This window comes from Faecalibacterium sp. IP-3-29, from assembly GCF_023347335.1.
GTDB lineage: Bacteria > Bacillota > Clostridia > Oscillospirales > Ruminococcaceae > Faecalibacterium > Faecalibacterium duncaniae.
The window spans coordinates 295,319-314,271 of record NZ_CP094471.1; the positions used below are offsets into that span (position 1 = coordinate 295,319).

Below are 18,953 nucleotides of genomic sequence, written 5' to 3' on the forward strand. Positions count from 1 at the left end.
CTTACTTGTATTTCATTTGGTTGATATGACTATAAATCGAGACAAGTACCGGGTATAAATTCGCGTTTGTGGAGCAAAGCGGAACAATAAAAGAGCAGTGCTTCCGGTGGGTGGAAACCCATTGGAGAGCACTGCTCTTTCTTTGTGGGAAAATTCAGCTGGCAGGAGCGTTACAGTGTGCCGTAGGGTGCAATGCCGATCATGTACTCAACACCAATGGCGACCAGAACGACCAATGTGGAGATGATGAAGCCGTGCAGCATGGGCTTTGCGCCGGAACGGCAGAGAGATTTGAAGTTCGTGTTCAGACCAATGGCCGCCAGAGCCGCGACCATCAGAAACTTGCTGATGGTCTTCAGGCCGGAAACCAGCCCGGCGGGCAGAAGGCCCAGACTGGTCAGCAGGGACATGGCAAGGAACGCAAGGATGAACCAGGGGAAAATGGAACGGATGCTCACCTTGACACCGTTGGCCTGGGCGCTCTCTTTCTTTTTCAGGTGCAGGTTGATGGCGGCAAAGACCAGAACAGCCGGAATGATCGCCAGCGTGCGGGTCAGCTTGACCATCGTTGCAAAGTCACCGGCTGCTTCACTGAAAGCGTAACCGGTGGCTACGACGCTGGAGGTATCGTTGACCGCCGTACCGGCCCAGAGACCGAATGCGGCATCGGAAAGCCCGAGCCACCGGCCAAGGAGCGGGAACACAACGATCATCACCGTATCGAACAGGAAGGTGGCGGACATACCGTAGGCGATGTCCATGTCATCGGCCTCGATCACCGGTGCAATGGCGGCAATGGCAGAGCCGCCGCAGATGCCGGTTCCGGCGTTGATCAGGCTGCTGGTTTTCCAGTTGAGCCCGAGCGCTCTGCCGATCAGCGCGCCCAGCCCAAAGCAGGTGGCCAGGGTGAAGAGCATGACCGTCAGCGAAAAACGGCCCACGGTCAGCACGGTGCGGATGTTCAGGCTGGCACCCAGAAGGACGATGGCGAATTTCAGGACCTTCTTAGAGGTGAATTTGATGCCCGGCGCGGTTGTTTTGTTGGGCTGGAAAAACGCATTGATGGCCATGCCGATAAACAGGGCGATGACCGATGCGCCAATGAGACGGAGCCCGGCGCTGCTTTCCAGCGTTTCCAGCCACTTGGCGATGCAGGCGATGCCCAATGCCAGTGCGGCTCCGGGGATCAGGGCGGTGATCTTCTTTGACATTCGTTGGGTTTCCTTTCTTTTGCATGTTACGCGGAAATAAAAACAAGCGAAAACCACCGGCAGAACCGGTGGTTTATTGCTGGAGAAAAGGGCGCTCAGAACGAGCCGCCGGAGGAGCCGCCAAAGCCGTCGCTGTCCACGGAGGAGCCGCCGGAGCTGCTGCTCTCCTCGTGGGGCGGGTCGTAGACCTGCACACGGTCGGTGTGGGTGTAGTTGTCCACCTGCACCCGCAGCTTTAAGCCTGCACCGATGTAATCGTTGGCCTCGGTCTTGAGCCGGGCTGTTTTCATCTGGCTGTACAGCACGCCGCAGACGATACCGGCAATGATCATGGGCACACCGATGACGATGAGGAGCAGGATGGGCCAGCCGCTGGTATCGTTGTCAACATCCAGCGGCTCGCCGTGCTCGGCGTAGAAATCCAGTGTGTCGGCGCACATGGAGAGGTACTCGGAGGCGGCCTCGGCCCAGTCGTCGTCCGAGAGATAGGGAACAACGGCATCTTCGATCTGCTCAATGCGGTAATCGGTAAAGGCTGTCACGCCGCCGCCGTAGGTGATGGTGACATACTTGCGGGAGCCGACTGCCAGCAGGAAAAGGATGCCGCTTTGTTCAGGGCCGCTGCCCAGACCGTTGGCAAGGTAGTAATCTTTGGCGTACTGGCGCTGGTCGGCATCGCCGATGCTGTCCACTACCAGAAAATATACGTCGCAGTCGTGGCCGTCGCTGGCGGCTTCGGCGGAAGCTTCCAGCTGGCTGTAAGTATCCGCATCGAACAGGCCCATCTCGTCCCGCACCAGCGGTGCGGCGGCAAAGGCGGGGATGCTCAGGCAGAGCGCCAGCACCAGTGCGGCCAGCAGGGCGGCAAAGCGTTTCGCAGTGTGTTTCATTCTGCCACCCCCTTATAACAACAGCAGGAACGCCAGCACTGCCATCAGGGGCAGGCTGATGCCCGCAAACCACGCGGCCACCCGGCTCTTGTCCACCGGCAGGTCGCCGATGAGCCGCCCGGTCTGCCCGTTCATGGCGAACAGGAAGTCCTTGTCCTTCCACCGGGTGTGGAGCATCCAGACCGGCAGCAGGGCGTAGTGGGCGTGGGTCATATCCACGTTGATGTTCTCGGAAATGGGGTGGATCTCGCTGTAGCCGCCGGTGGTGGCGTGGAGCGCATCGGCCGTGGAGTTGTACATCCGGCGGTAGGCGCGCTCGGCGCAGGCATCGGCATCCTCGTCATACCGGTCGGCCAGATAGCCGGGCAGGTAGGCCGTGGAGAAGGGCATCAGGTCACCGTAATCAAAGGGCTCAATGGCATCCATGTGGGTGTTGGGCATCTTGCTGGAGCCATCCACCGGCACCTTGGCAAAGGCGGCCGAGCCCTCGCGGCGCACATCGTAGTGCTGGGTGGTGGTCACCATGTAATCGCCCTCGCGGTGGCTCTCGGAGTTCTGGCCCTCGTACCGGCCGCGCGCGTCGGCCTTGGCATCGTAGAGCCAGAAGGGAACATATACGCCCTGGATCTCTGCGATGTGGTTCTGGCTCTTGAACGCCTTGGGCAGGAAAGCCTTGCCCTTGTAATATCTGGTCAGCTGGGCAATGGCGGTCTTTTTGTCCAGCTTGAAGGGCAGGATGTATTCCGGCTTCAGCTTGCCGGAGAGCTTGCCGCCCAGCACTGTGGGGTTGCCGCAGTAGGGGCAGGTGGTGGCGGCGGTGGTCTCATCACAGACCAGCTCGGCCCCGCAGGTGGGGCAGGAGTAGCTGTTCAGGCCCTCCGCCTCGGCCTCGCTCCACACCGGGCTGTCCTGCCGGGGCAGGCGGGCGGCTTTTTTGGCATCGCCCTCGGCGGCAGTGTCGGCAGCGGCCTGCTTTTTGGCGTAGCGGGCCTCGATGTCCTTTACGTCGTAGGCCGAGCCGCAGTAATCGCAGACCAGCTTGCCGCTGGCACCATCGTAGTGCAGGGGGCCGGTACAGGCCGGGCACTGATAATTCGTTGTCTTTTCAGCCATGCGTCAGACCCCTCTCAGGCCCCAAAGGGCTTGCCGCACTCGGGGCAGAACTTGGGCGGGTTGGCCGGGTCGGCGGGCACAAAGCCGCAGTTGGCGCACTTGGCGGCGGGCCGGGGTCTGCCGCACTCCGAGCAGAATTTGCCGCTGTTCTTTGCACCGCAGCTGCACACCCAGACAGCCGGGGCTTCGGGCCGGGGCTTGCCGCATTCGGCACAGAACTTGCCCGTGTTGCCGGTGTGGCCGCAGCTGCAGGTCCAGCCAGCGGCCGGTGCGGCCTGAGGCTGCGCGGCGGTCTGCTGGCCGCCCATCTGGTAGAGATCCCGGGCGTTGACACCGCCCGCTGCAGCAGCCTGGTTCATCCCCATAAAGGCCATGGCGGGACCGGCGGCGGTGTTGGAGGCGGCAGCCTGCATGGCGGAGGCCTGTGCGCCAACCAGATGCGCGGCGGCGCGGGTGGGGTCCATAAAGGCCGCACTGCGCTGCAGCTCCTTGATCATCTGCTCGTCCTCTTCGCTGGCCTTGACACCGGAAACGCCCAGAGAGACGATCTCGATGCCGCGCAGCCTGCTCCACTTGGCGCTCAGCTCCTGATTCAGGGCCTCGGCCAGCTCGGCGGTGTGGCCGGGCAGGGCGGAGTAGCGGATGCCCTGCTCGCTGATCCGGGCAAAGGCGGGCTGCAGGGCGGTCATCAGCTCGGTCTTGAGCTGGCTGTCCAGCGCGTCGCGGGTGTAGGCGTTTTCCACATTGCCGCAGACATTGGTGTAAAACAGGATGGGGTTGACCACCCGGTAGCTGTATTCGCCGAAGCACCGGATGCCGATGTCGATATCGATACCGGCGCGCTGGTCCACCACCCGGAAAGGCACCGGGTTGGGGGTGCCGTACTTGTTGCCGGTGAGCTCCCGGGTATTGATATAGTAGATGCGCTGGTCGGAACCGGCCTGCCCGCCAAAGCTGAACCGCTTGCCCAGCTCGGCAAACACGCTGTCGATGTTCTTCAGCCCGTCGCTGAGCAGGGAGGGCTGGGTGCCGGTGCTGTAGGTGTACTCGCCGGGCTCAGCACAGAGGTCCACCACCTTGCCCTGCTCCACGATCAGCACGCACTGGCCGTCGGCCACGGCGATCACAGAGCCGTCCGAGATGACGTTTTCGCTGCCGTGCCGGTTGGCGGAGCGGCCATTGGTCCGTTTCTGGCCCTTGACGGCCAGCACCTCCGCAGGCAGAGCGTCACAATAAAAATATTCCTTCCACTGGTCGCCCATCACGCCGGATGCCGCGCCCATGGCTGCTTTGATGAGACCCATAACTTCAATCTCCTTTTGTGCCGGGCAGTGCCCCAAAGCGGGGAATGGCTCCCCCGGGCGCTGCGAAATTTGGGACAAGTATAACATAATCCGGGAAATTGTAAAAGCGATTTGGCAAAAAGGCGAAAGAAAAACTTATTCTTGCTTTTTTGCCCCGGCGGGTGTACAATACCCTACGAGAAACAAAACACAGGGGAGCTCGTGAGGCGGGCTGAGAGGAAGTAACCAAACTTCGACCCTTGACCTGATGCGGATAATGCCGCCGTAGGAAGTCATAGGAAAATGATTTTTTGCAGGAGGCACCGCTGTGGTGTCTCCTGTTTTTTGTTGCCGCAAGCCGCCGCAACGGGCGGCTCCGGGCTGAGGGGGAGCGCCCTGAGCCTTGAAATGACTGCGATGGGAAGCCGTGTTCCGGCGTGAGAGGAGGCCAGCAAGCCTCGACCGCTTTTTGAGAAAGAGGAGTTTCCAATGAAAAAATTCTCTGTGAAAAAGCTGGCTCTCGCTGGAATGTTCTGCGCCCTGTGCGTGGTGGGCAGTGTGTTCAGCTTCCCGATGTTCGGCAGCAAGTGCGCCCCCGTGCAGCACATGGTCAATGTGCTCTGCGCCGTGCTGCTGGGCCCCTGGTGGGGCGTGGGCGTGGCCTTTGTGGCCTCGCTGCTCCGCAATATCCTGGGTCTGGGCAGCCTGATGGCCTTCCCGGGCAGCATGTTTGGTGCCCTGCTCTGCGGCCTGGTCTACGCAAAGACCAAAAACCTGATCGCCACCCTGGTGGGCGAGGTGTTCGGCACCAGCATTCTGGGCGGCCTGTGCGCTTACCCGGTGGCCATCTGCCTGATGGGCAAGAGCGCCGGTGACATCGCGTTCTACGCCTACATCGTGCCCTTCCTCATCTCCACCGCTGTGGGTGCGGTCATTGCGGGCGTGCTGGTGTACAGCCTACAGCACTCCGGTGCCCTGCGCTCCATGCAGAGCAGCCTTTCCTGACGGGGGTGCGTCATGTTTGCAGAGCAGTTTGCCAATGTCCGCACCAAAAGCCCCCTGATTCATAATATCACCAACTACGTCACCGTGAACGACTGCGCCAACATGGTGCTGGCCTGCGGTGCTTCGCCCATTATGGCCGACGATGCTGCAGAGGTAGAGGATATCACCACCATCTGCGGCGGGCTGAACATCAACATCGGCACCCTGAACAGCCGCACCATTGAATCCATGCTCAGGGCAGGCAAAAAGGCCAATGCACTGGGCCACCCCGTGGTGCTGGACCCTGTGGGCGCGGGCGCTTCCGCCCTGCGCACCGAGACGGCCTACCGCCTGCTGGACGAGGTGCGGTTCACGGTCATCCGGGGCAATATCTCCGAGGTAAAGACGCTGGCTTCCGGCGCGGGCACCACCAAGGGCGTGGATGCCGATGTGGCCGACAAGGTCACCGAGGAAAATCTGGACGGCGCGGTGGCCTTTGCCAAGGCATTTGCCGCAAAGACCGGTGCCGTTGTGGCCATCACCGGTGCCATTGACATCGTGGCCGATGGGGCAAAAGCCTACTGCATCCGCAACGGCCACCCAATGATGAGTGCCATCACCGGCACGGGCTGCCAGCTCTCTGCCCTGACGGCGGCCTTTCTCACTGCCAACCCCGGCCAGCCGCTGGAGGCTGCGGCTGCCGCCGTCTGCGCCATGGGCCTTGCGGGCGAGATCGCCCATGCACGGCTGACCCCGCTGGACGGCAACGCCACCTACCGCAATTACATCATTGATGCCATTTATCATATGACTCCGGCTCAGCTGGAAGAGGGTGCCAAGTATGAAGTGCGCTGAAGAATATATGCGGCTCTACGCCGTCACCGACCGTGCCTGGGTGGGCGGTCAGACCCTCTATCAGCAGGTGGAGAGCGCCCTGAAGGGCGGTGTGACCTGCGTTCAGCTGCGGGAAAAGGAGCTGGACGAGGAAGCCTTCCTGAAGGAGGCATTTGAGCTCCACGACCTGTGCAAAAAGTACAACGTGCCCTTTTTCATCAACGATAACGTGGACATTGCCATCCGCTGCCACGCCGAGGGCATCCATGTGGGGCAGGAAGATATGGCCGCTGCTCAGGTGCGCCAGCGCGTGGGCGATGAGATGATGATCGGCGTATCCGTCCACAGCGTGGAGGAGGCCCTGGAGGCCGTCCGGCACGGTGCCGACTGTCTGGGCGTGGGTGCAGCCTTCTCTACCCACACCAAGGCAGACGTGGACGTTCTGCCCGAGGGCATGATGAAAGCCATCTGCGATGCCGTGGACATCCCCGTTGTGGCCATCGGCGGCATCCACAAGGAGAACCTGCTCCGGCTCAAGGGCACCGGCGTGAACGGTGTGGCCCTTGTCAGTGCGATCTTCGGCGCGGAGGACATCGAGGCCGAGTGCAGGGAGCTGAAGGCACTGGCGGAGCAGCTGTAAGGCGGCTCGCCCTCTCAGTCATCGCTGGCGCGATGCCAGATCCCCCAAAGGGGGAGCCAATTGCGCACAGAGGAAAGGCTGCGCAAAAACCTATTTCCGGTACGTTCAGCGCGCAAAGCGCTGTTCAAGATAAAAGAAACATTTGGAGGAAAGTACCATGCAGAACTACACCACACAGATGGACGCTGCCCGCAAGGGCATCGTCACGCCGGAAATGGAGATCGTGGCCAAAAAGGAATACCGCACCACGGAGGAGATCCGTCAGCTGGTGGCTGAGGGCAAGGTGGCCATTCCCGCCAACAAGCACCACACCTGCCTGAACCCCGAGGGCATCGGCTCCATGCTGCGCACCAAGATCAACGTGAACCTGGGCGTTTCCCGCGACTGCAAGGATTACAACGTGGAGATGGAAAAGGTGATGAGCGCTGTCAATATGGGCGCGGAAGCCATCATGGACCTGTCCAGCCACGGCAACACCCAGCCCTTCCGCCAGAAGCTGACCCACGAGTGCCCCGTGATGATCGGCACTGTGCCCGTGTACGATTCCGTCATCCACTATCAGCGCGACCTTGCCACCCTGACCGCGCAGGACTTCATCGACGTGGTGCGCCTGCACGCTGAGGACGGCGTGGACTTTGTCACCCTGCACTGCGGCATCACCCGCAAGACCATTGACCAGATCCGCACCCACAAGCGGAAGATGAACATTGTCAGCCGCGGCGGCTCTCTGGTGTTCGCCTGGATGAGCATGACCGGCAACGAGAACCCCTTCTACGAGCACTTTGACGAGATCTGTGAGATCTGCGCCGAGCACGACGTGACCATCTCGCTGGGTGATGCCTGCCGCCCCGGCTGCCTGGCCGATGCCACCGATGTCTGCCAGATCGAAGAGCTGGTGCGTCTGGGCGAGCTGACCAAGCGCGCCTGGGCACACAACGTGCAGGTCATGGTGGAGGGCCCGGGCCATGTGCCCCTGAATCAGGTGGCCGCCAACATGGAGGTGCAGAAGAGCATCTGCATGGGCGCTCCCTTCTATGTGCTGGGACCCCTCGTCACCGACATTGCCCCCGGTTATGACCACATCACGGCTGCCATCGGCGGTGCCGTTGCCGCCATGAGCGGTGCAGCCTTCCTGTGCTATGTCACCCCCGCCGAGCATCTGGCTCTGCCCAACGTGGACGATGTGAAGCAGGGCATCGTGGCCTCCAAGATCGCCGCCCATGCGGCCGATATCGCCAAGGGCATCCCCCATGCCCGGGATATCGACGACAAGATGGGCGATGCCCGCCGCGTGCTGGACTGGGATGCCCAGTTCGCCTGCGCTCTCGACCCCGAGACCGCCAAGGCCATCCGGGATGCCCGCCTGCCTGAGGATGACCACAGCGACACCTGCTCCATGTGCGGCAAGTTCTGCGCCGTCCGCAGCATGAACAAGGCGCTGGCCGGGGAATACATCGACATCCTGTAACACAGCGTTTTCTTCCTTCTCAGCCGTCCGGTTTTGCTCGCCGGGCGGCTTTTTTGCTTGTCCCTGGGCGGGGAACGGGTTTCCTGCTTTACAGAAAAGGGAAAGCATTGTAAAATAGATGGGTAAGTAATAAAATATCCGGCGGGAAGCCCCTGCCTGAGAACGAGGAATAAAATTCATGGCAAGATCGAATATCCGGGTGCTGGCTCTGGACTTGGACGGCACCCTGACCAATGACGAAAAGATCGTTACCCCTCGCACCCGCGCGGCGCTGGATGCCGCCGCACAGGGTGTGACCATCGTGCTGGCCTCCGGCCGCCCCACGGCGGGCATTCTGCCGCTGGCAAAGGCGCTGGGGCTGGACAAAAAGGGCGGCTGTGTGCTGGCCTACAACGGCGGCAAGATCGTGGACTGCGTGACCGGCGAGGCCCTGTATCAGGTGCAGCTGGGGGCGGAGTTCGTCCCGGAGCTCTGCGAATTTGCAGCCCGGCAGGATGTGGCCATCCTGACCTATAACAGCGAGGGCATCGTGTGTGAGCGGGATCAGGACGTGTGGGCAAACAAGGAGTGCTTTACCACAAAGCTGCCGATGATCCATGTGGATGATCTGGCCTCCTATGTGGACTATCCGATCTGCAAAATGCTCATCACTCTTGACCCTGCCCGGCGGGATGCTGTCTGCGCCGCCGGAAAGGAGCAGTTTGCGGGCCGGATCGACCTGTACCCCTCCAGCCCCTTCTTCATCGAGGCCGTGCCGCTGGGCGTGGCAAAGGACAGGAGCCTTGCCGCTCTGCTGGAGCGGATGGGCCTGACCCGGGAGAACCTGATGGCCTGCGGCGACGGCCTGAACGACCGCTCCATGATCTCCTATGCCGGGGTGGGCGTTGCCATGCAGAATGCCGAGGATGCCGTCAAGGCTGTGGCCGATTACGTCACCGCCGCCGACAACAACCACGACGGCGTGGCCGAGGCCATCGAAAAATTTATCCTGAACTGAGAGGAACACAAACAACAATGCCACGCAATCTGGTTTTATTTGATCTGGAATGGAACATCGGCTATAAGCCGTACATCTTTAATTATCATGGCGTGCAGCAGACCTTCCGGGGCGAGATCATCGAGATCGGCGCAGTGAAGATCGACGAGGATGCCAACGTGCTGGATACCTTCTCCATCCACCTGCGTCCCCGCATTTTCCGCACCCTGCAGCACCACATCGCCAAGGTGACGGGCCTGACCCAGGCCGACCTGGACCGGGGCGAGCCCATCGTGCAGGGCCTGCGCCGCTTTATGCAGTGGTGCGGCCCGGATGCCGAGTTTGCCGAGTGGGGCATGGATGACGTGCCGGTGCTCAAGCAGAACCTTTTCCTCTGCAATCTGGACGAGAGCCGCCCCACCCAGTGGTATGATCTGCAGCAGATCTTCCTGCGGGAGCACCCCCGCAAGGAGGGCGAGGGCATGACGCTGGAAAGCGTTGTGACCCGGATGGGCATCCCGATGGAGCGCCCGTTCCACGATGCCCTGTCCGATACCCTTTACACCGCCGATGTCTGCCGTAAGCTTGACCTGCGGGCGGGTCTGGCGGCCTACCCCACCGAGGAGGAATCTCTGCGGGCAAGTCTCTGCCCCGCCCCCGGCGATTACCGGGACTTCCGGGTGTTCCGCGGCTATGTGGAGCAGTCCACCTGGCGCAGCGACCCAAAGATCATCACTGCCAGCTGCCCGGTGTGCGGCGGGGATCTGCAGCCGGATGATATCTGGCTGAAAAAGGGCAACAGCGGCTGGTATACTCTGTCTGTCTGCCCTGCCTGCGCCGGTACCGGCAATGAGGTTGGAAAGGGCGTATTCCAGCGCTATAAGCTGGCCCGGCGGGACGGCCTGCACTGGAGCTTTGCCCGCTGCGTCCAGATCCCGGACGAAGCCGGGCTTGCCCGCTGGGAACGGATGCGCGCCCAGCAGATCGAGCGGATGCAGGCCCGGGCCGAAAAGGCCGCCGCTGAAGCCGCCGGAAAAGCATAAAAATCCCCGCCCTGTGCAGGAAAGGCCCCCGCAGTCTCGTAGTATAGGTGATAGGACAAAAAAAGCTCGTATTTTGTTCACGGGCGTGTCATAGAAACCGGATATACTAAAGAAAAATGAGAGGGAAGGAACACGCGGGATGGAAATGACGATGATAGGCTGGCTCCACCAGCTGGGAACGCTGGAATTCTGGGAGGCCCTGCTGGAAGGCTTTGGCGACCTTGGCCCCATTGCGCCCGTGATCCTTGCGATGGTGGAATCCTTTTTTCCACCGCTGCCGCTCATCGCCATTGTGGCGCTGAATGTTGCGGCCCACGGCGGGCTTCTGGGCTTTGTGTACAGCTGGGCCGGGGTGATGCTGGGCGGCACTGTGATGTTCCTGCTCTGGCGGCGTGTCGTCAAGCGTTTTTTCTGGAAATTTGCCCGCCGCTCGGCCAAGCTGCAAAAGGCGGAGCAATGGGTCAGCCGGTTCGACACAGCGTCCCTGTTCATGCTGTCGCTCCTGCCCTTTACGCCCTCGTCCTTTATGCACTTTGCCTTTGGCATCTCTGATTTTGACGAGAAGCGCTACCTTGTCACCATGCTGCTGGGCAAGGGCGTGATGGTGGCCATGATGGCCCTTTTCGGGCAGTCGCTGGTGTCTGCCATGAAGAACCCGTTCTACCTCGTGCTTGCCATCGCCATCTGGGCGGGAATGTACTTTGCCAGCAAGCACTTCTGTAAAAAGCACGAGATCGATTGAATCGGCGCAGAGCTGCCGCTGAAATGCCAGCGCCTGCGTTCTGCTTGACTTCTCCCCCCGGCCCGGCTATAATACAGATGTATCAGGAAAAATGCGTTTACCCGGGCAGAGTAGCGCAAAGGTGAGCTGGACAGAGAGAACGGGCCGTTGGCTGGGAGCCTGTTTGCAGCAGCGTGTGTGAAGTGCGCCCGGGCAGCACGCCGCGGGAAACCTGCTGGGGAGTATCGCAGCGCGGCAGCCGCCGTTATCGGCTTTGAGCGACAAACAGAAGTGGAACCGCGATTTTGAAAACCGCCTTCGAAGTGATATGCGATATCATATTGCTTTGAGGGCTTTTGTTTTTTCAGGCAGATTCGCAGGAGCTGCCCTCTTTGCCAAGGGCTCCCCTATTAGGGGAGCTGGCGAGTGAAGCGAGACTGAGAGGTTCTGCTGCGGCTTTTGTTTGCCCTACAAGAAGGAGAGTTCTTATGCAGATTTTCAACACCCTGACCCGCCAGAAGGAAGAGTTTGTGCCGCAGGTGCCCGGCGAATACCGCATCTATGTCTGCGGCCCCACCGTTTACAACTATATCCACATCGGCAATGCCCGCCCGCTGATCGTGTTCGATACCCTGCGCCGCTATCTGGAATACCGCGGCAACAAGGTCATCTATGTCTCCAACATCACCGATATTGATGACAAGCTCATCAAGAAGGGCCAGGAGGAGGGCACCTCCATGAAGGAAGTGGCCCAGCGCTTTGAGGCCGAGTACCTCAAGGATGCCGCCGGTCTGAACTGCAAAAAGCCCACCGTCCAGCCCCGTGCAACGGAGCACATCCAGCAGATCCTGGACATCGTCAAGGACCTGATCGATTCCGGCCACGCCTATGTCGCCAAGAACGGGGATGTCTACTTCCGCGTCAAGAGCGACCCGGAATACGGCAAGCTGAGCCACCTCAAGCTGGACGATCTGGAGAGCGGCAACCGCGAGCTGCGCAGCCAGATGGAGGATGACCTGAAGGAAGACCCCGCCGACTTTGCCGTCTGGAAGGCTGCCAAGCCCGGCGAGCCCGCCTGGGAAAGCCCCTATGGTATGGGCCGCCCCGGCTGGCATATCGAGTGCAGCGCCATGAGCCGCACCCATCTGGGCAAGACCATCGACCTGCACTGCGGCGGTCAGGATCTGATCTTCCCCCACCACGAGAACGAGATCGCCCAGAGCGAGTGCGCCAACGGCTGCGAGTTTGCCCACTACTGGATGCACAACGGCTTCATCAACGTGGATAACCAGAAGATGTCCAAGAGCCTGCACAACTTCTTCACCGTCCGCGATGTGGCAGACCTCTACGGTTACGAGCCCATCCGCTACTTTATGCTGACCGCAGGCTACCGGATGCCCCTGAACTACACCGTGGACCTCATCGAGAGCTGCAAGAACAGCCTGGAGCGCCTTTACACCTGCCGCGAGAACCTCGATTTTGCCCTGAGCAAGACCGCGTTCGGCACCGATGAGACCCTGACCACCAAGGCAGACGAGGCCCGCGCCAAGTTCTGCAAGGCCATGGACGATGACCTGAACACCCCCGATGCGCTGGCTGCCGTGTTCGATCTGGTCAAGGAGATCAACACCCTGTCCGCTGCCTCCTCCAAGGCTGCGCTGGAGGCTGCCGCCAAGGCGTTCGATGAGATCACCGGTGTGCTGGGCCTGATGTACAACCGCAAGAAGGACGAGGTGCCCGCTGAGGTGACGGAGCTGGTGGAAAAGCGTGCCGCCGCCAAGAAGGCCAAGGACTGGGCCGCTGCGGATGCCATCCGTGCGCAGCTCACCGAGATGGGCTGGGCTGTCAAAGATACCGCCCAGGGCCCGCAACTGAGCAAAATTTAACTTGAATCCCGTTATTGACCTGTACGGTACAATGCGGTAAAATGAGGGTGCGGGAACACTGTGCTGTGTGTTCCACGCACCCTTATTTTTGCATGATACAAGAACCTATATAAAAGGAGGTCTTTGGCTGATGAAAATCAAACGGCTGATCTCATTGCTGCTGGCGGCAGTGTTCGCCCTGAGTGCGGCGGCCACACCGGCGCTGGCGGCTTCGGCGGGCAGCGCACTGCCTGACCTGACCACCGCAGGCGTGGGTGAGACCAACAGCGTTGTCTCGATCCGCCTGACCGCAGACGGGGATCTGACCTATGGCTCCCCCTTTACCCTGAGCGTCCAGACCACCCCGGCAGATACCCAGTATATCGGCGTGGTGATGGGCACCAGCGGCGAAGCGCAGGGCTATGTGACCCTGATCCTTTCGGGCAAGATCCGCACCCTGCTCAAGATGATCCCCCTGCCGAAAAAGATGTCGGCGAACCCTGAGCAGGAAGAGGAGTTCAACATCTACGCCTACATTAAGCAGCTGATCGACGGCAACGACGTGAGCGTGCTGCTGCGGGTGGCTGATGAAGTGGTCTCTGTGATGGATGTCCTGAAATTCTACATCCCCACGCTGAAGGATGTCTCCACCGGCATGAAGCTGGCGCTGGAGCTCATCCGCAAATATCTGCCCGAGGGCGTGTTCAGCCGCATCTATCTGGACGAGCAGCCCACGGAAGCCGGCAGCTATGTGGGCGGTGCTGTGGCGCTGGAATCCGGTGATGTGAACACCGCCGGTATGGCGTTCTTCCGCATCAAGCCCAAGAGTGCAGGGGTGCGTGTCTACTGGGCACAGGAGCTCCCCGCCAGCATGACTGCGGCAGAGGCCCAGAACTACAACGTTGCCGCAGTGGTCGAAAGCGACGGTCAGGTGGTCGAGGGCGGCAAGGTGACCTACACCTATAAAAAGAAGAGCGGTCTCTTCGATTTCCTGGGCACGACCCAGAGCGGATTCCCCACCGAGCCCGGCGAGTATGTCCAGACGGCCAAGGCCGCCGGAAACTACTCCAGCAGCGAGATCAGCCGGACCATCGTGATCCGATAACTGAATCAGCAAAAAACCTCCCTGCCACGCCGGCAGGGAGGTTTTTTTGTTTGTTCTTACATCCTTATTGGCGCTTACATCCGGAACCGCCAGCCCCAGCCGCCGCCACAGCAGCAGTTGCACAGCAGGTTGAGCAGGATCATGCTCCAGCACCAGCGCATCAGGCCGCCGGGCTGGGCGTAGGTGGTCTGGGTGCGGTAGGTGCGGCCCGGGTCCTGCAGATTGCGCAGGTTCATCTGGTACTCGGTGTTGCCAGGCTCCATCTGGGCGGCGCGGCGGGCATCCTGCAGGGCATCGATGCTGTTGCCCAGGCCCTGATTGGCCAGCGAGGAGAGATAGTACCACCGGGCGGTGCGCACGGTGATGCCGTCCAGCACGCGGCGGGCCTCGGGGTAGCGCTGGTTGACGATGAAGTTGCGTGCGGCCTGCATCTCAGGCGTGTCTGCACCGTTGTAGCCGGGGCCGCGCTGCTGCTGATAATTGCCGCCAAAGCCGAATCCGAACCCGAAGGGGTCATAACCGAAGCCGAAGTCTCCGAAATCCCCGTTGGAGTAACCGTTCTGCTGGTACCCCTGCTGATAGCCGCCGTAGGAGGGGCCGCTCTGCTGGCCGTAGCCGCCGCCGTAGCCGCCGCCCATCTGGGGGCCGGTCTCGCCCTTGGTGATGGCATCGTATGCCGCCTGCACCTCCTTGAAGTGCTCTTCGGCGGTGGGGTCGTTGGGGTTCAGGTCAGGGTGCCAGCGCTTGCACTTGGCACGGTAAGCCTTTTTGATCTCGTCTTCACTGGCACCGCGCTGGATGCCCAGAACCTCATAGGGGTCTCTCATCGGTCTACTTCCTCACGTCTCTATTACCATCTGTGCGGCCATTGTGCCGCACAAGCAATCTCTAGTGTACAGGACTGGAACGGAAAAATCAAGGAAAACCGCCGGGATCAGGCGGTTTTGTCCTTCTTTTTTGCGTTTTTGCAGTGATATTTGAGCCACACGCCCGAATACAGGATGTTGCGCAGAAGGTCAACGTCCTCCACACAGGGCAGGCGCTCAAAGCTGCGGGCGCAATTGGCCAGCAGCAGCTCAAAGATCTCCCGCATCTCTTCCTCGTACCCGGGTTCTCTGCTCAGGGTACGCAGGGGATTGTATGCGCCCTTGCGCTCATCCCGGGCCAGGTCGTCATAGGCATCCAGCAGGTAGATATACTTGCCCAGGTTGAAGCCGATGCTGCGCAGTTCCGGGGACCAGTGGTCCTGCCTGTAATCGAACAGCTCGGCCATCAGTTCCCCAAAGCAACCGGAAACGGCATCCAGATCCTCGCTGCCCTCGGCTTCGTACCGGGCCAGCCGATCCAGACAGGTGCGGATGGCGCTGCACTGGCGGGGCCAGCGGGCGGCGGCCTGCTGCGTGGGGGCAGCAAGCATCTTTTCAAAGCCCAGGCCCAGCAGGCTGTGGTCATCGTTCCACTTGTCCTGCGCGTTGTAGTAGTGCAGGGCCACGCTCAGGTCTGCACAGTAATCGGTGGGGCCGCTGGAACGCCACTCCACCTTCCGGATGGGGTGGATGGGGCAGTGGTCACAGCCTGTCGCACAGGCGCTTTCGCCCTCGTACAGGCTGCACAGCAGCAGATCCAGAAAGGTCAGGTCATAGCTCAGGGTCAGCCGCCCCCGGGTGCCGTGCAGCGCGCCGATGCGGCGGCAGAGCCCGCAGTAGGCCGCGCGGTACCGCGCCTGTGCCTCCGGGCTGAGCGCGGCCTGATTCGGGATAACATATCCGAACATGGCTCAGCTCTTCTTGATGAACTGGGTGCCGCAGCGGGGGCAGGAGATCTGGATGCGGCCGCGGCCGCGGGGCACGCGCAGCTTCTGGCGGCACTGGGGGCAGCGGTAGTAGTGATAGACCTTGCGGTTGGCCCACTGCTCCTTCCAGCCCTTGAACTTGTTGTCCACCCGGTCCTTCAGGGTGTAGAACTTGTAGTTCTCCTCGGTGCGCTTGGAGATGTTCCGGCTGAAGGTGCGATAGTAGCAGAAGATCAGCAGGGCCGCGCCCAGATAGGTGAACAGGCTGACCCGGCTGATGATGGCGATGAGGAGCAGCACCAGCGAGGCAATGCTCAGGAATTGGTTCAGGCCATCGGTGCCATAGCGGCCGATCATAAACTGACGAAGTTTCTCTCTCATAGATTTCCGGTCCTTTGTCCTCAAGAATAACCCTCTCAGCCACGCAGACGCATGGACAGAGAGGGCGTTTGATTGTTCACAACAATAGAATATCAGCCAACCATGATAAAACTTTGAACAGATTGCAAATCTACCATGAAAGGACGAAATTTAATTGGCATTCTCTGCACCGGAGCGCTTGCGCACGGTCAGGGCGGCCTCCACATCCAGCGCGCCCTCCATCCGGCAGTGCAGCACGGCACGGCCTGCTTCACCGGTGGTGGCAAGATAGGTGCCCGCCATGCCGCCCCGCAGGGGGACGATGGCCGGGCCCAGGATCTTTACCGGGCCTTCCACGCTGAGCTGAACGGCCTCGCCGCAGTAGGGCAGCAGGTTGCCGTTCTGGTCAATGGCCCGCAGGCTGACCGCCGCGCAGTCCCAGGTGGGGCCGTCGGTCAGGATGGGGTTGTGCACCACGCATTCCAGCCGCACCGACTGCACCGGCTCCTTGACCACGGTGCGGACGGTACGCCCGTGCCAGACTGCCTCAAACCGGTAGACGCTGGACGGCCCGCCCAGCACGCCGATGTATTTGTAGTACATCCGGAGCAGGTCGTTTGCGCTCAACCGCAGGGAGAGCATCCGCGCCCGGGAGAGGGGCGAAAGGTTCAGCGCGTCCCGGCGCATCTCGTTGAGGATGGCCGCCACCTGCGGGGCCGTGCTCTGGTCAAGGCCCTCATACTTTTCCAGCAGGGAGCCGACGAAATCCTGGATCTCGATGGGCGGGTGGGGCAGGGCGGCAAAGCGGCCCCGGCGGTCGGGGGTGAACTCGGCAATGAAATCGTTGCCCCGGTAGAGGCGGACGCTCTCGGCGTTGGTGAACACCCAGCAGGCCCCGGCAAAGCCGCCGGGGTGGTCGCCCAGTGCCATGCTGGAAGAGACCTCGAACACCACGTCCGAAGGGGAGCGGGGCGTTTTCTGGCTGGCGTAGACGGCGGCGGAGAGCTTCGGGTTGCGGAACAGATCTGTCACGCCGTGGTAGCAGATGCGGTCGCCGCTGCCGAACTCGCGGTGGGTGTTGTAATCGGCCATGCACCAGCCAAGGGCACCGGCCACGCCCTGCTGGGCAATGGCATCGTTGAGGACGGCGGCGTGGCGCAGAGCCTGTGCCAGCCGGTGCGGCTCGTCGTCAAAGGCTTTGGCCGGGAACTGCTGGCCCCCGAACTCGCTGATGAGGTAACCCTTGCGCAGGTCAGGCGTAACGGCAGACCGAGGCTCGCAGCCCGGGCCGCGGCCGGAGTAGGAGTAATCGTTGTAGGCGTAAACATCCTCGAGCAGCTGGCTCTTGCGGGCGATCCGCACGCCGCCGGTGGGGCGGGTGGGGTCCAGCCGATGGACGGCTTCGTTGGTGCGCTTGTAAAAGGCCTCGTTGTCGGAACTGCCGTTCACCCGCACGCCCCACAGGAACACGCTGGGGTGGTTGCGGCACTGGCAGACCATCTCGCGGCAGTTCTGCAATGCCTGAGCCTGCCAGGCGTCATCCCCGATGTGCTGCCAGCCGGGCATCTCCACGAACACCAGCAGGCCCAGCTCATCGCAGGCATCCAGAAAAGCCGGGCTCTGGGGGTAGTGGCTGGTGCGCACTGCATTGCAGCCCAGCTGCTTTTTCAACAATTGGGCATCCAGCTGTTGAATGCTGTCCGGCATGGCATAGCCCTGATAGGCGTAGCTCTGATGACGGTTCAGGCCCCGCAGCTCCACCCGCTGGCCGTTCAGATAAAAGCCCCCGGCCACGAACTGGATGGTGCGGAAGCCGAACCGGGTGCTCTTTTCGTCCAGCACCCGGTCGGGCAGGCCGCTGGTGCCGGGCCGGATGAGCCGGACGGTCAGGGTATAGAGGAAGGGGTGCTCCACGCTCCAGGGATGCACGCCGTTCAGGGTGCCCACAATGGGCAGGCTGAGTTCACCGCTGTACAGGGCTCTGCTCCCGGCGGGGCTGCGGATCTCGGCCTGCAGGGTGCAGCCGATGGTTTCGCCCACTGTGGAGGAATAGATGCGGAAATCGCCCTCGGCCTGCGCCTCGATGAAGATGTCGCGCAGGTAGGCGGGCTCCTTCACGTCCAGACTGACGGCCCGGTAGATGCCGCCGTAGGTCAGAAAATCGATCTGCCCGCCGAAGGGAGGAATGTTCAGGTCCTCCCGGCTGTCGCACCGGACAGCCACCACATTTTTTTGGCCCAGCAGCAGCGATTCGGTCAGGTCCACAGTAAAGGCGGTGTAGCCGCACCCGTGGTGGAACACCCGCCGCCCGTTGCAGAACACGGTGGCATCGTGGGCCACGGCTCCAAAGGTCAGCAGTACCGTGCGGCCCTGCCACTCTTTGGGCGCAAAAAACTCCCGCCGGTAGCCGGACACCCGCTGGTATTCGTTCTCGTTGCAATAGTTGTAGGGCAGCGTTTTGACCGTGTGGGGCAAGCGCACCGGCTCCAGCTCCACCCCGGTGCATTCGGGGCGGACGATGGCGGGATCAAAGGTGGGGGCAAACAGCCAGCCGTCGTTCCAATCGTAGTGTTCCATAGCCTGTCTCCATCGCTCTGCACAAAATAATTCTTACCCTTATGCTACCACAAAGTTGTGAACGAAAAAAGCACTCCGTCCCTTATTTTTT

17 protein-coding genes and 1 riboswitch are annotated in these 18,953 nt (G+C 61.4%); of the genes, 9 read left to right on the forward strand and 8 right to left on the reverse strand.

Annotation, left to right across the window (positions count from 1 at the left end; all coding sequences use genetic code 11):
* Positions 1 to 170: 170 nt before the first annotated feature.
* From MTP40_RS01320 to MTP40_RS01335, 4 genes are all read right to left on the reverse strand, one after another.
* Positions 171 to 1,211: a YeiH family protein gene (locus MTP40_RS01320; RefSeq protein ID WP_249259689.1), complete on the reverse strand. Its 1,041-nt coding sequence runs from the start codon at positions 1,209 to 1,211 to the stop codon at positions 171 to 173.
* 95 nt (positions 1,212 to 1,306) lie between these two features.
* On the reverse strand, positions 1,307 to 2,101 hold the full coding sequence (locus MTP40_RS01325; protein WP_249259690.1) for a TPM domain-containing protein: 795 nt from the start codon (positions 2,099 to 2,101) through the stop codon (positions 1,307 to 1,309).
* Positions 2,102 to 2,113: 12 nt separating this feature from the next.
* Positions 2,114 to 3,214: a Trm112 family protein gene (locus MTP40_RS01330; RefSeq protein ID WP_249259691.1), complete on the reverse strand. Its 1,101-nt coding sequence runs from the start codon at positions 3,212 to 3,214 to the stop codon at positions 2,114 to 2,116.
* 14 nt (positions 3,215 to 3,228) lie between these two features.
* Complete coding sequence (locus tag MTP40_RS01335; protein ID WP_249259692.1) at positions 3,229 to 4,518, reverse strand: SPFH domain-containing protein; 1,290 nt, start codon at positions 4,516 to 4,518, stop codon at positions 3,229 to 3,231.
* Positions 4,519 to 4,699: 181 nt separating this feature from the next.
* A riboswitch (TPP riboswitch) is annotated at positions 4,700 to 4,806 on the forward strand.
* 180 nt (positions 4,807 to 4,986) lie between these two features.
* Here MTP40_RS01335 and thiW point away from each other — a divergent pair.
* From thiW to MTP40_RS01380, 9 genes are all read left to right on the forward strand, one after another.
* Entirely contained in the window at positions 4,987 to 5,502 is a 516-nt protein-coding gene (thiW, locus tag MTP40_RS01340) for an energy coupling factor transporter S component ThiW (RefSeq protein WP_005930128.1), read from the forward strand.
* A gap of 12 nt (positions 5,503 to 5,514) precedes the next feature.
* Positions 5,515 to 6,336, forward strand: a complete 822-nt coding sequence (gene thiM, locus MTP40_RS01345) for a hydroxyethylthiazole kinase (RefSeq protein WP_249259693.1) — start codon at positions 5,515 to 5,517, stop codon at positions 6,334 to 6,336.
* Positions 6,323 to 6,955: a thiamine phosphate synthase gene (thiE, locus tag MTP40_RS01350; protein ID WP_005930122.1), complete on the forward strand. Its 633-nt coding sequence runs from the start codon at positions 6,323 to 6,325 to the stop codon at positions 6,953 to 6,955. Before thiM ends, thiE begins: the two co-directional genes overlap by 14 nt.
* A 157-nt stretch (positions 6,956 to 7,112) precedes the next feature.
* Positions 7,113 to 8,423: a phosphomethylpyrimidine synthase ThiC gene (gene thiC / locus MTP40_RS01355; protein WP_005930119.1), complete on the forward strand. Its 1,311-nt coding sequence runs from the start codon at positions 7,113 to 7,115 to the stop codon at positions 8,421 to 8,423.
* 178 nt (positions 8,424 to 8,601) lie between these two features.
* On the forward strand, positions 8,602 to 9,420 hold the full coding sequence (locus MTP40_RS01360; RefSeq protein ID WP_249259694.1) for a Cof-type HAD-IIB family hydrolase: 819 nt from the start codon (positions 8,602 to 8,604) through the stop codon (positions 9,418 to 9,420).
* Positions 9,421 to 9,437: 17 nt separating this feature from the next.
* A complete protein-coding gene (locus MTP40_RS01365) occupies positions 9,438 to 10,442 on the forward strand; it encodes a 3'-5' exonuclease (protein WP_156072710.1) in 1,005 nt (334 codons plus the stop codon).
* 139 nt (positions 10,443 to 10,581) lie between these two features.
* Positions 10,582 to 11,184, forward strand: coding sequence for a TVP38/TMEM64 family protein (locus tag MTP40_RS01370; protein WP_156062051.1), 603 nt, complete (start codon positions 10,582 to 10,584; stop codon positions 11,182 to 11,184).
* A 467-nt stretch (positions 11,185 to 11,651) separates the two neighbouring features.
* The gene (gene cysS, locus MTP40_RS01375) at positions 11,652 to 13,049 is read left to right on the forward strand and encodes a cysteine--tRNA ligase (RefSeq protein WP_207685059.1); all 1,398 of its coding nucleotides are present in this window, start codon (positions 11,652 to 11,654) and stop codon (positions 13,047 to 13,049) included.
* 130 nt (positions 13,050 to 13,179) lie between these two features.
* The gene (locus MTP40_RS01380) at positions 13,180 to 14,133 is read left to right on the forward strand and encodes a hypothetical protein (protein WP_249259695.1); all 954 of its coding nucleotides are present in this window, start codon (positions 13,180 to 13,182) and stop codon (positions 14,131 to 14,133) included.
* Positions 14,134 to 14,207: 74 nt separating this feature from the next.
* Here MTP40_RS01380 and MTP40_RS01385 read toward each other — a convergent pair whose 3' ends face one another.
* The 4 genes from MTP40_RS01385 to MTP40_RS01400 all read right to left on the reverse strand — a co-directional run bounded on the left by MTP40_RS01385 (position 14,208) and on the right by MTP40_RS01400 (position 18,862).
* Positions 14,208 to 14,960, reverse strand: a complete 753-nt coding sequence (locus MTP40_RS01385) for a J domain-containing protein (RefSeq protein WP_097772929.1) — start codon at positions 14,958 to 14,960, stop codon at positions 14,208 to 14,210.
* A gap of 107 nt (positions 14,961 to 15,067) precedes the next feature.
* The gene (locus MTP40_RS01390) at positions 15,068 to 15,907 is read right to left on the reverse strand and encodes a DUF5685 family protein (RefSeq protein ID WP_098923487.1); all 840 of its coding nucleotides are present in this window, start codon (positions 15,905 to 15,907) and stop codon (positions 15,068 to 15,070) included.
* Positions 15,908 to 15,910: 3 nt separating this feature from the next.
* Positions 15,911 to 16,306 (reverse strand): hypothetical protein, encoded by a 396-nt coding sequence (locus MTP40_RS01395; protein ID WP_098923486.1) that lies wholly within the window; start codon positions 16,304 to 16,306, stop codon positions 15,911 to 15,913.
* A 150-nt stretch (positions 16,307 to 16,456) separates the two neighbouring features.
* Positions 16,457 to 18,862 (reverse strand): glycoside hydrolase family 2 protein, encoded by a 2,406-nt coding sequence (locus MTP40_RS01400; protein WP_156067886.1) that lies wholly within the window; start codon positions 18,860 to 18,862, stop codon positions 16,457 to 16,459.
* Positions 18,863 to 18,953: the final 91 nt, after the last annotated feature.

Bases quoted from the DNA above. Each gene is read 5' to 3' on its own strand.
- MTP40_RS01385 (WP_097772929.1), bottom strand. From the start codon at position 14,960: ATGAGAGACCCCTATGAGGTTCTGGGCATCCAGCGCGGTGCCAGTGAA.
- MTP40_RS01380 (WP_249259695.1), top strand. From the start codon at position 13,180: ATGAAAATCAAACGGCTGATCTCATTGCTGCTGGCGGCAGTGTTCGCC.
- MTP40_RS01390 (WP_098923487.1), bottom strand. From the start codon at position 15,907: ATGTTCGGATATGTTATCCCGAATCAGGCCGCGCTCAGCCCGGAGGCA.
- thiE (WP_005930122.1), top strand. From the start codon at position 6,323: ATGAAGTGCGCTGAAGAATATATGCGGCTCTACGCCGTCACCGACCGT.
- thiM (WP_249259693.1), top strand. From the start codon at position 5,515: ATGTTTGCAGAGCAGTTTGCCAATGTCCGCACCAAAAGCCCCCTGATT.
- MTP40_RS01370 (WP_156062051.1), top strand. From the start codon at position 10,582: ATGGAAATGACGATGATAGGCTGGCTCCACCAGCTGGGAACGCTGGAA.
- MTP40_RS01365 (WP_156072710.1), top strand. From the start codon at position 9,438: ATGCCACGCAATCTGGTTTTATTTGATCTGGAATGGAACATCGGCTAT.
- MTP40_RS01330 (WP_249259691.1), bottom strand. From the start codon at position 3,214: ATGGCTGAAAAGACAACGAATTATCAGTGCCCGGCCTGTACCGGCCCC.
- MTP40_RS01320 (WP_249259689.1), bottom strand. From the start codon at position 1,211: ATGTCAAAGAAGATCACCGCCCTGATCCCCGGAGCCGCACTGGCATTG.
- MTP40_RS01325 (WP_249259690.1), bottom strand. From the start codon at position 2,101: ATGAAACACACTGCGAAACGCTTTGCCGCCCTGCTGGCCGCACTGGTG.
- MTP40_RS01360 (WP_249259694.1), top strand. From the start codon at position 8,602: ATGGCAAGATCGAATATCCGGGTGCTGGCTCTGGACTTGGACGGCACC.
- MTP40_RS01335 (WP_249259692.1), bottom strand. From the start codon at position 4,518: ATGGGTCTCATCAAAGCAGCCATGGGCGCGGCATCCGGCGTGATGGGC.
- cysS (WP_207685059.1), top strand. From the start codon at position 11,652: ATGCAGATTTTCAACACCCTGACCCGCCAGAAGGAAGAGTTTGTGCCG.
- MTP40_RS01395 (WP_098923486.1), bottom strand. From the start codon at position 16,306: ATGAGAGAGAAACTTCGTCAGTTTATGATCGGCCGCTATGGCACCGAT.
- thiW (WP_005930128.1), top strand. From the start codon at position 4,987: ATGAAAAAATTCTCTGTGAAAAAGCTGGCTCTCGCTGGAATGTTCTGC.
- MTP40_RS01400 (WP_156067886.1), bottom strand. From the start codon at position 18,862: ATGGAACACTACGATTGGAACGACGGCTGGCTGTTTGCCCCCACCTTT.
- thiC (WP_005930119.1), top strand. From the start codon at position 7,113: ATGCAGAACTACACCACACAGATGGACGCTGCCCGCAAGGGCATCGTC.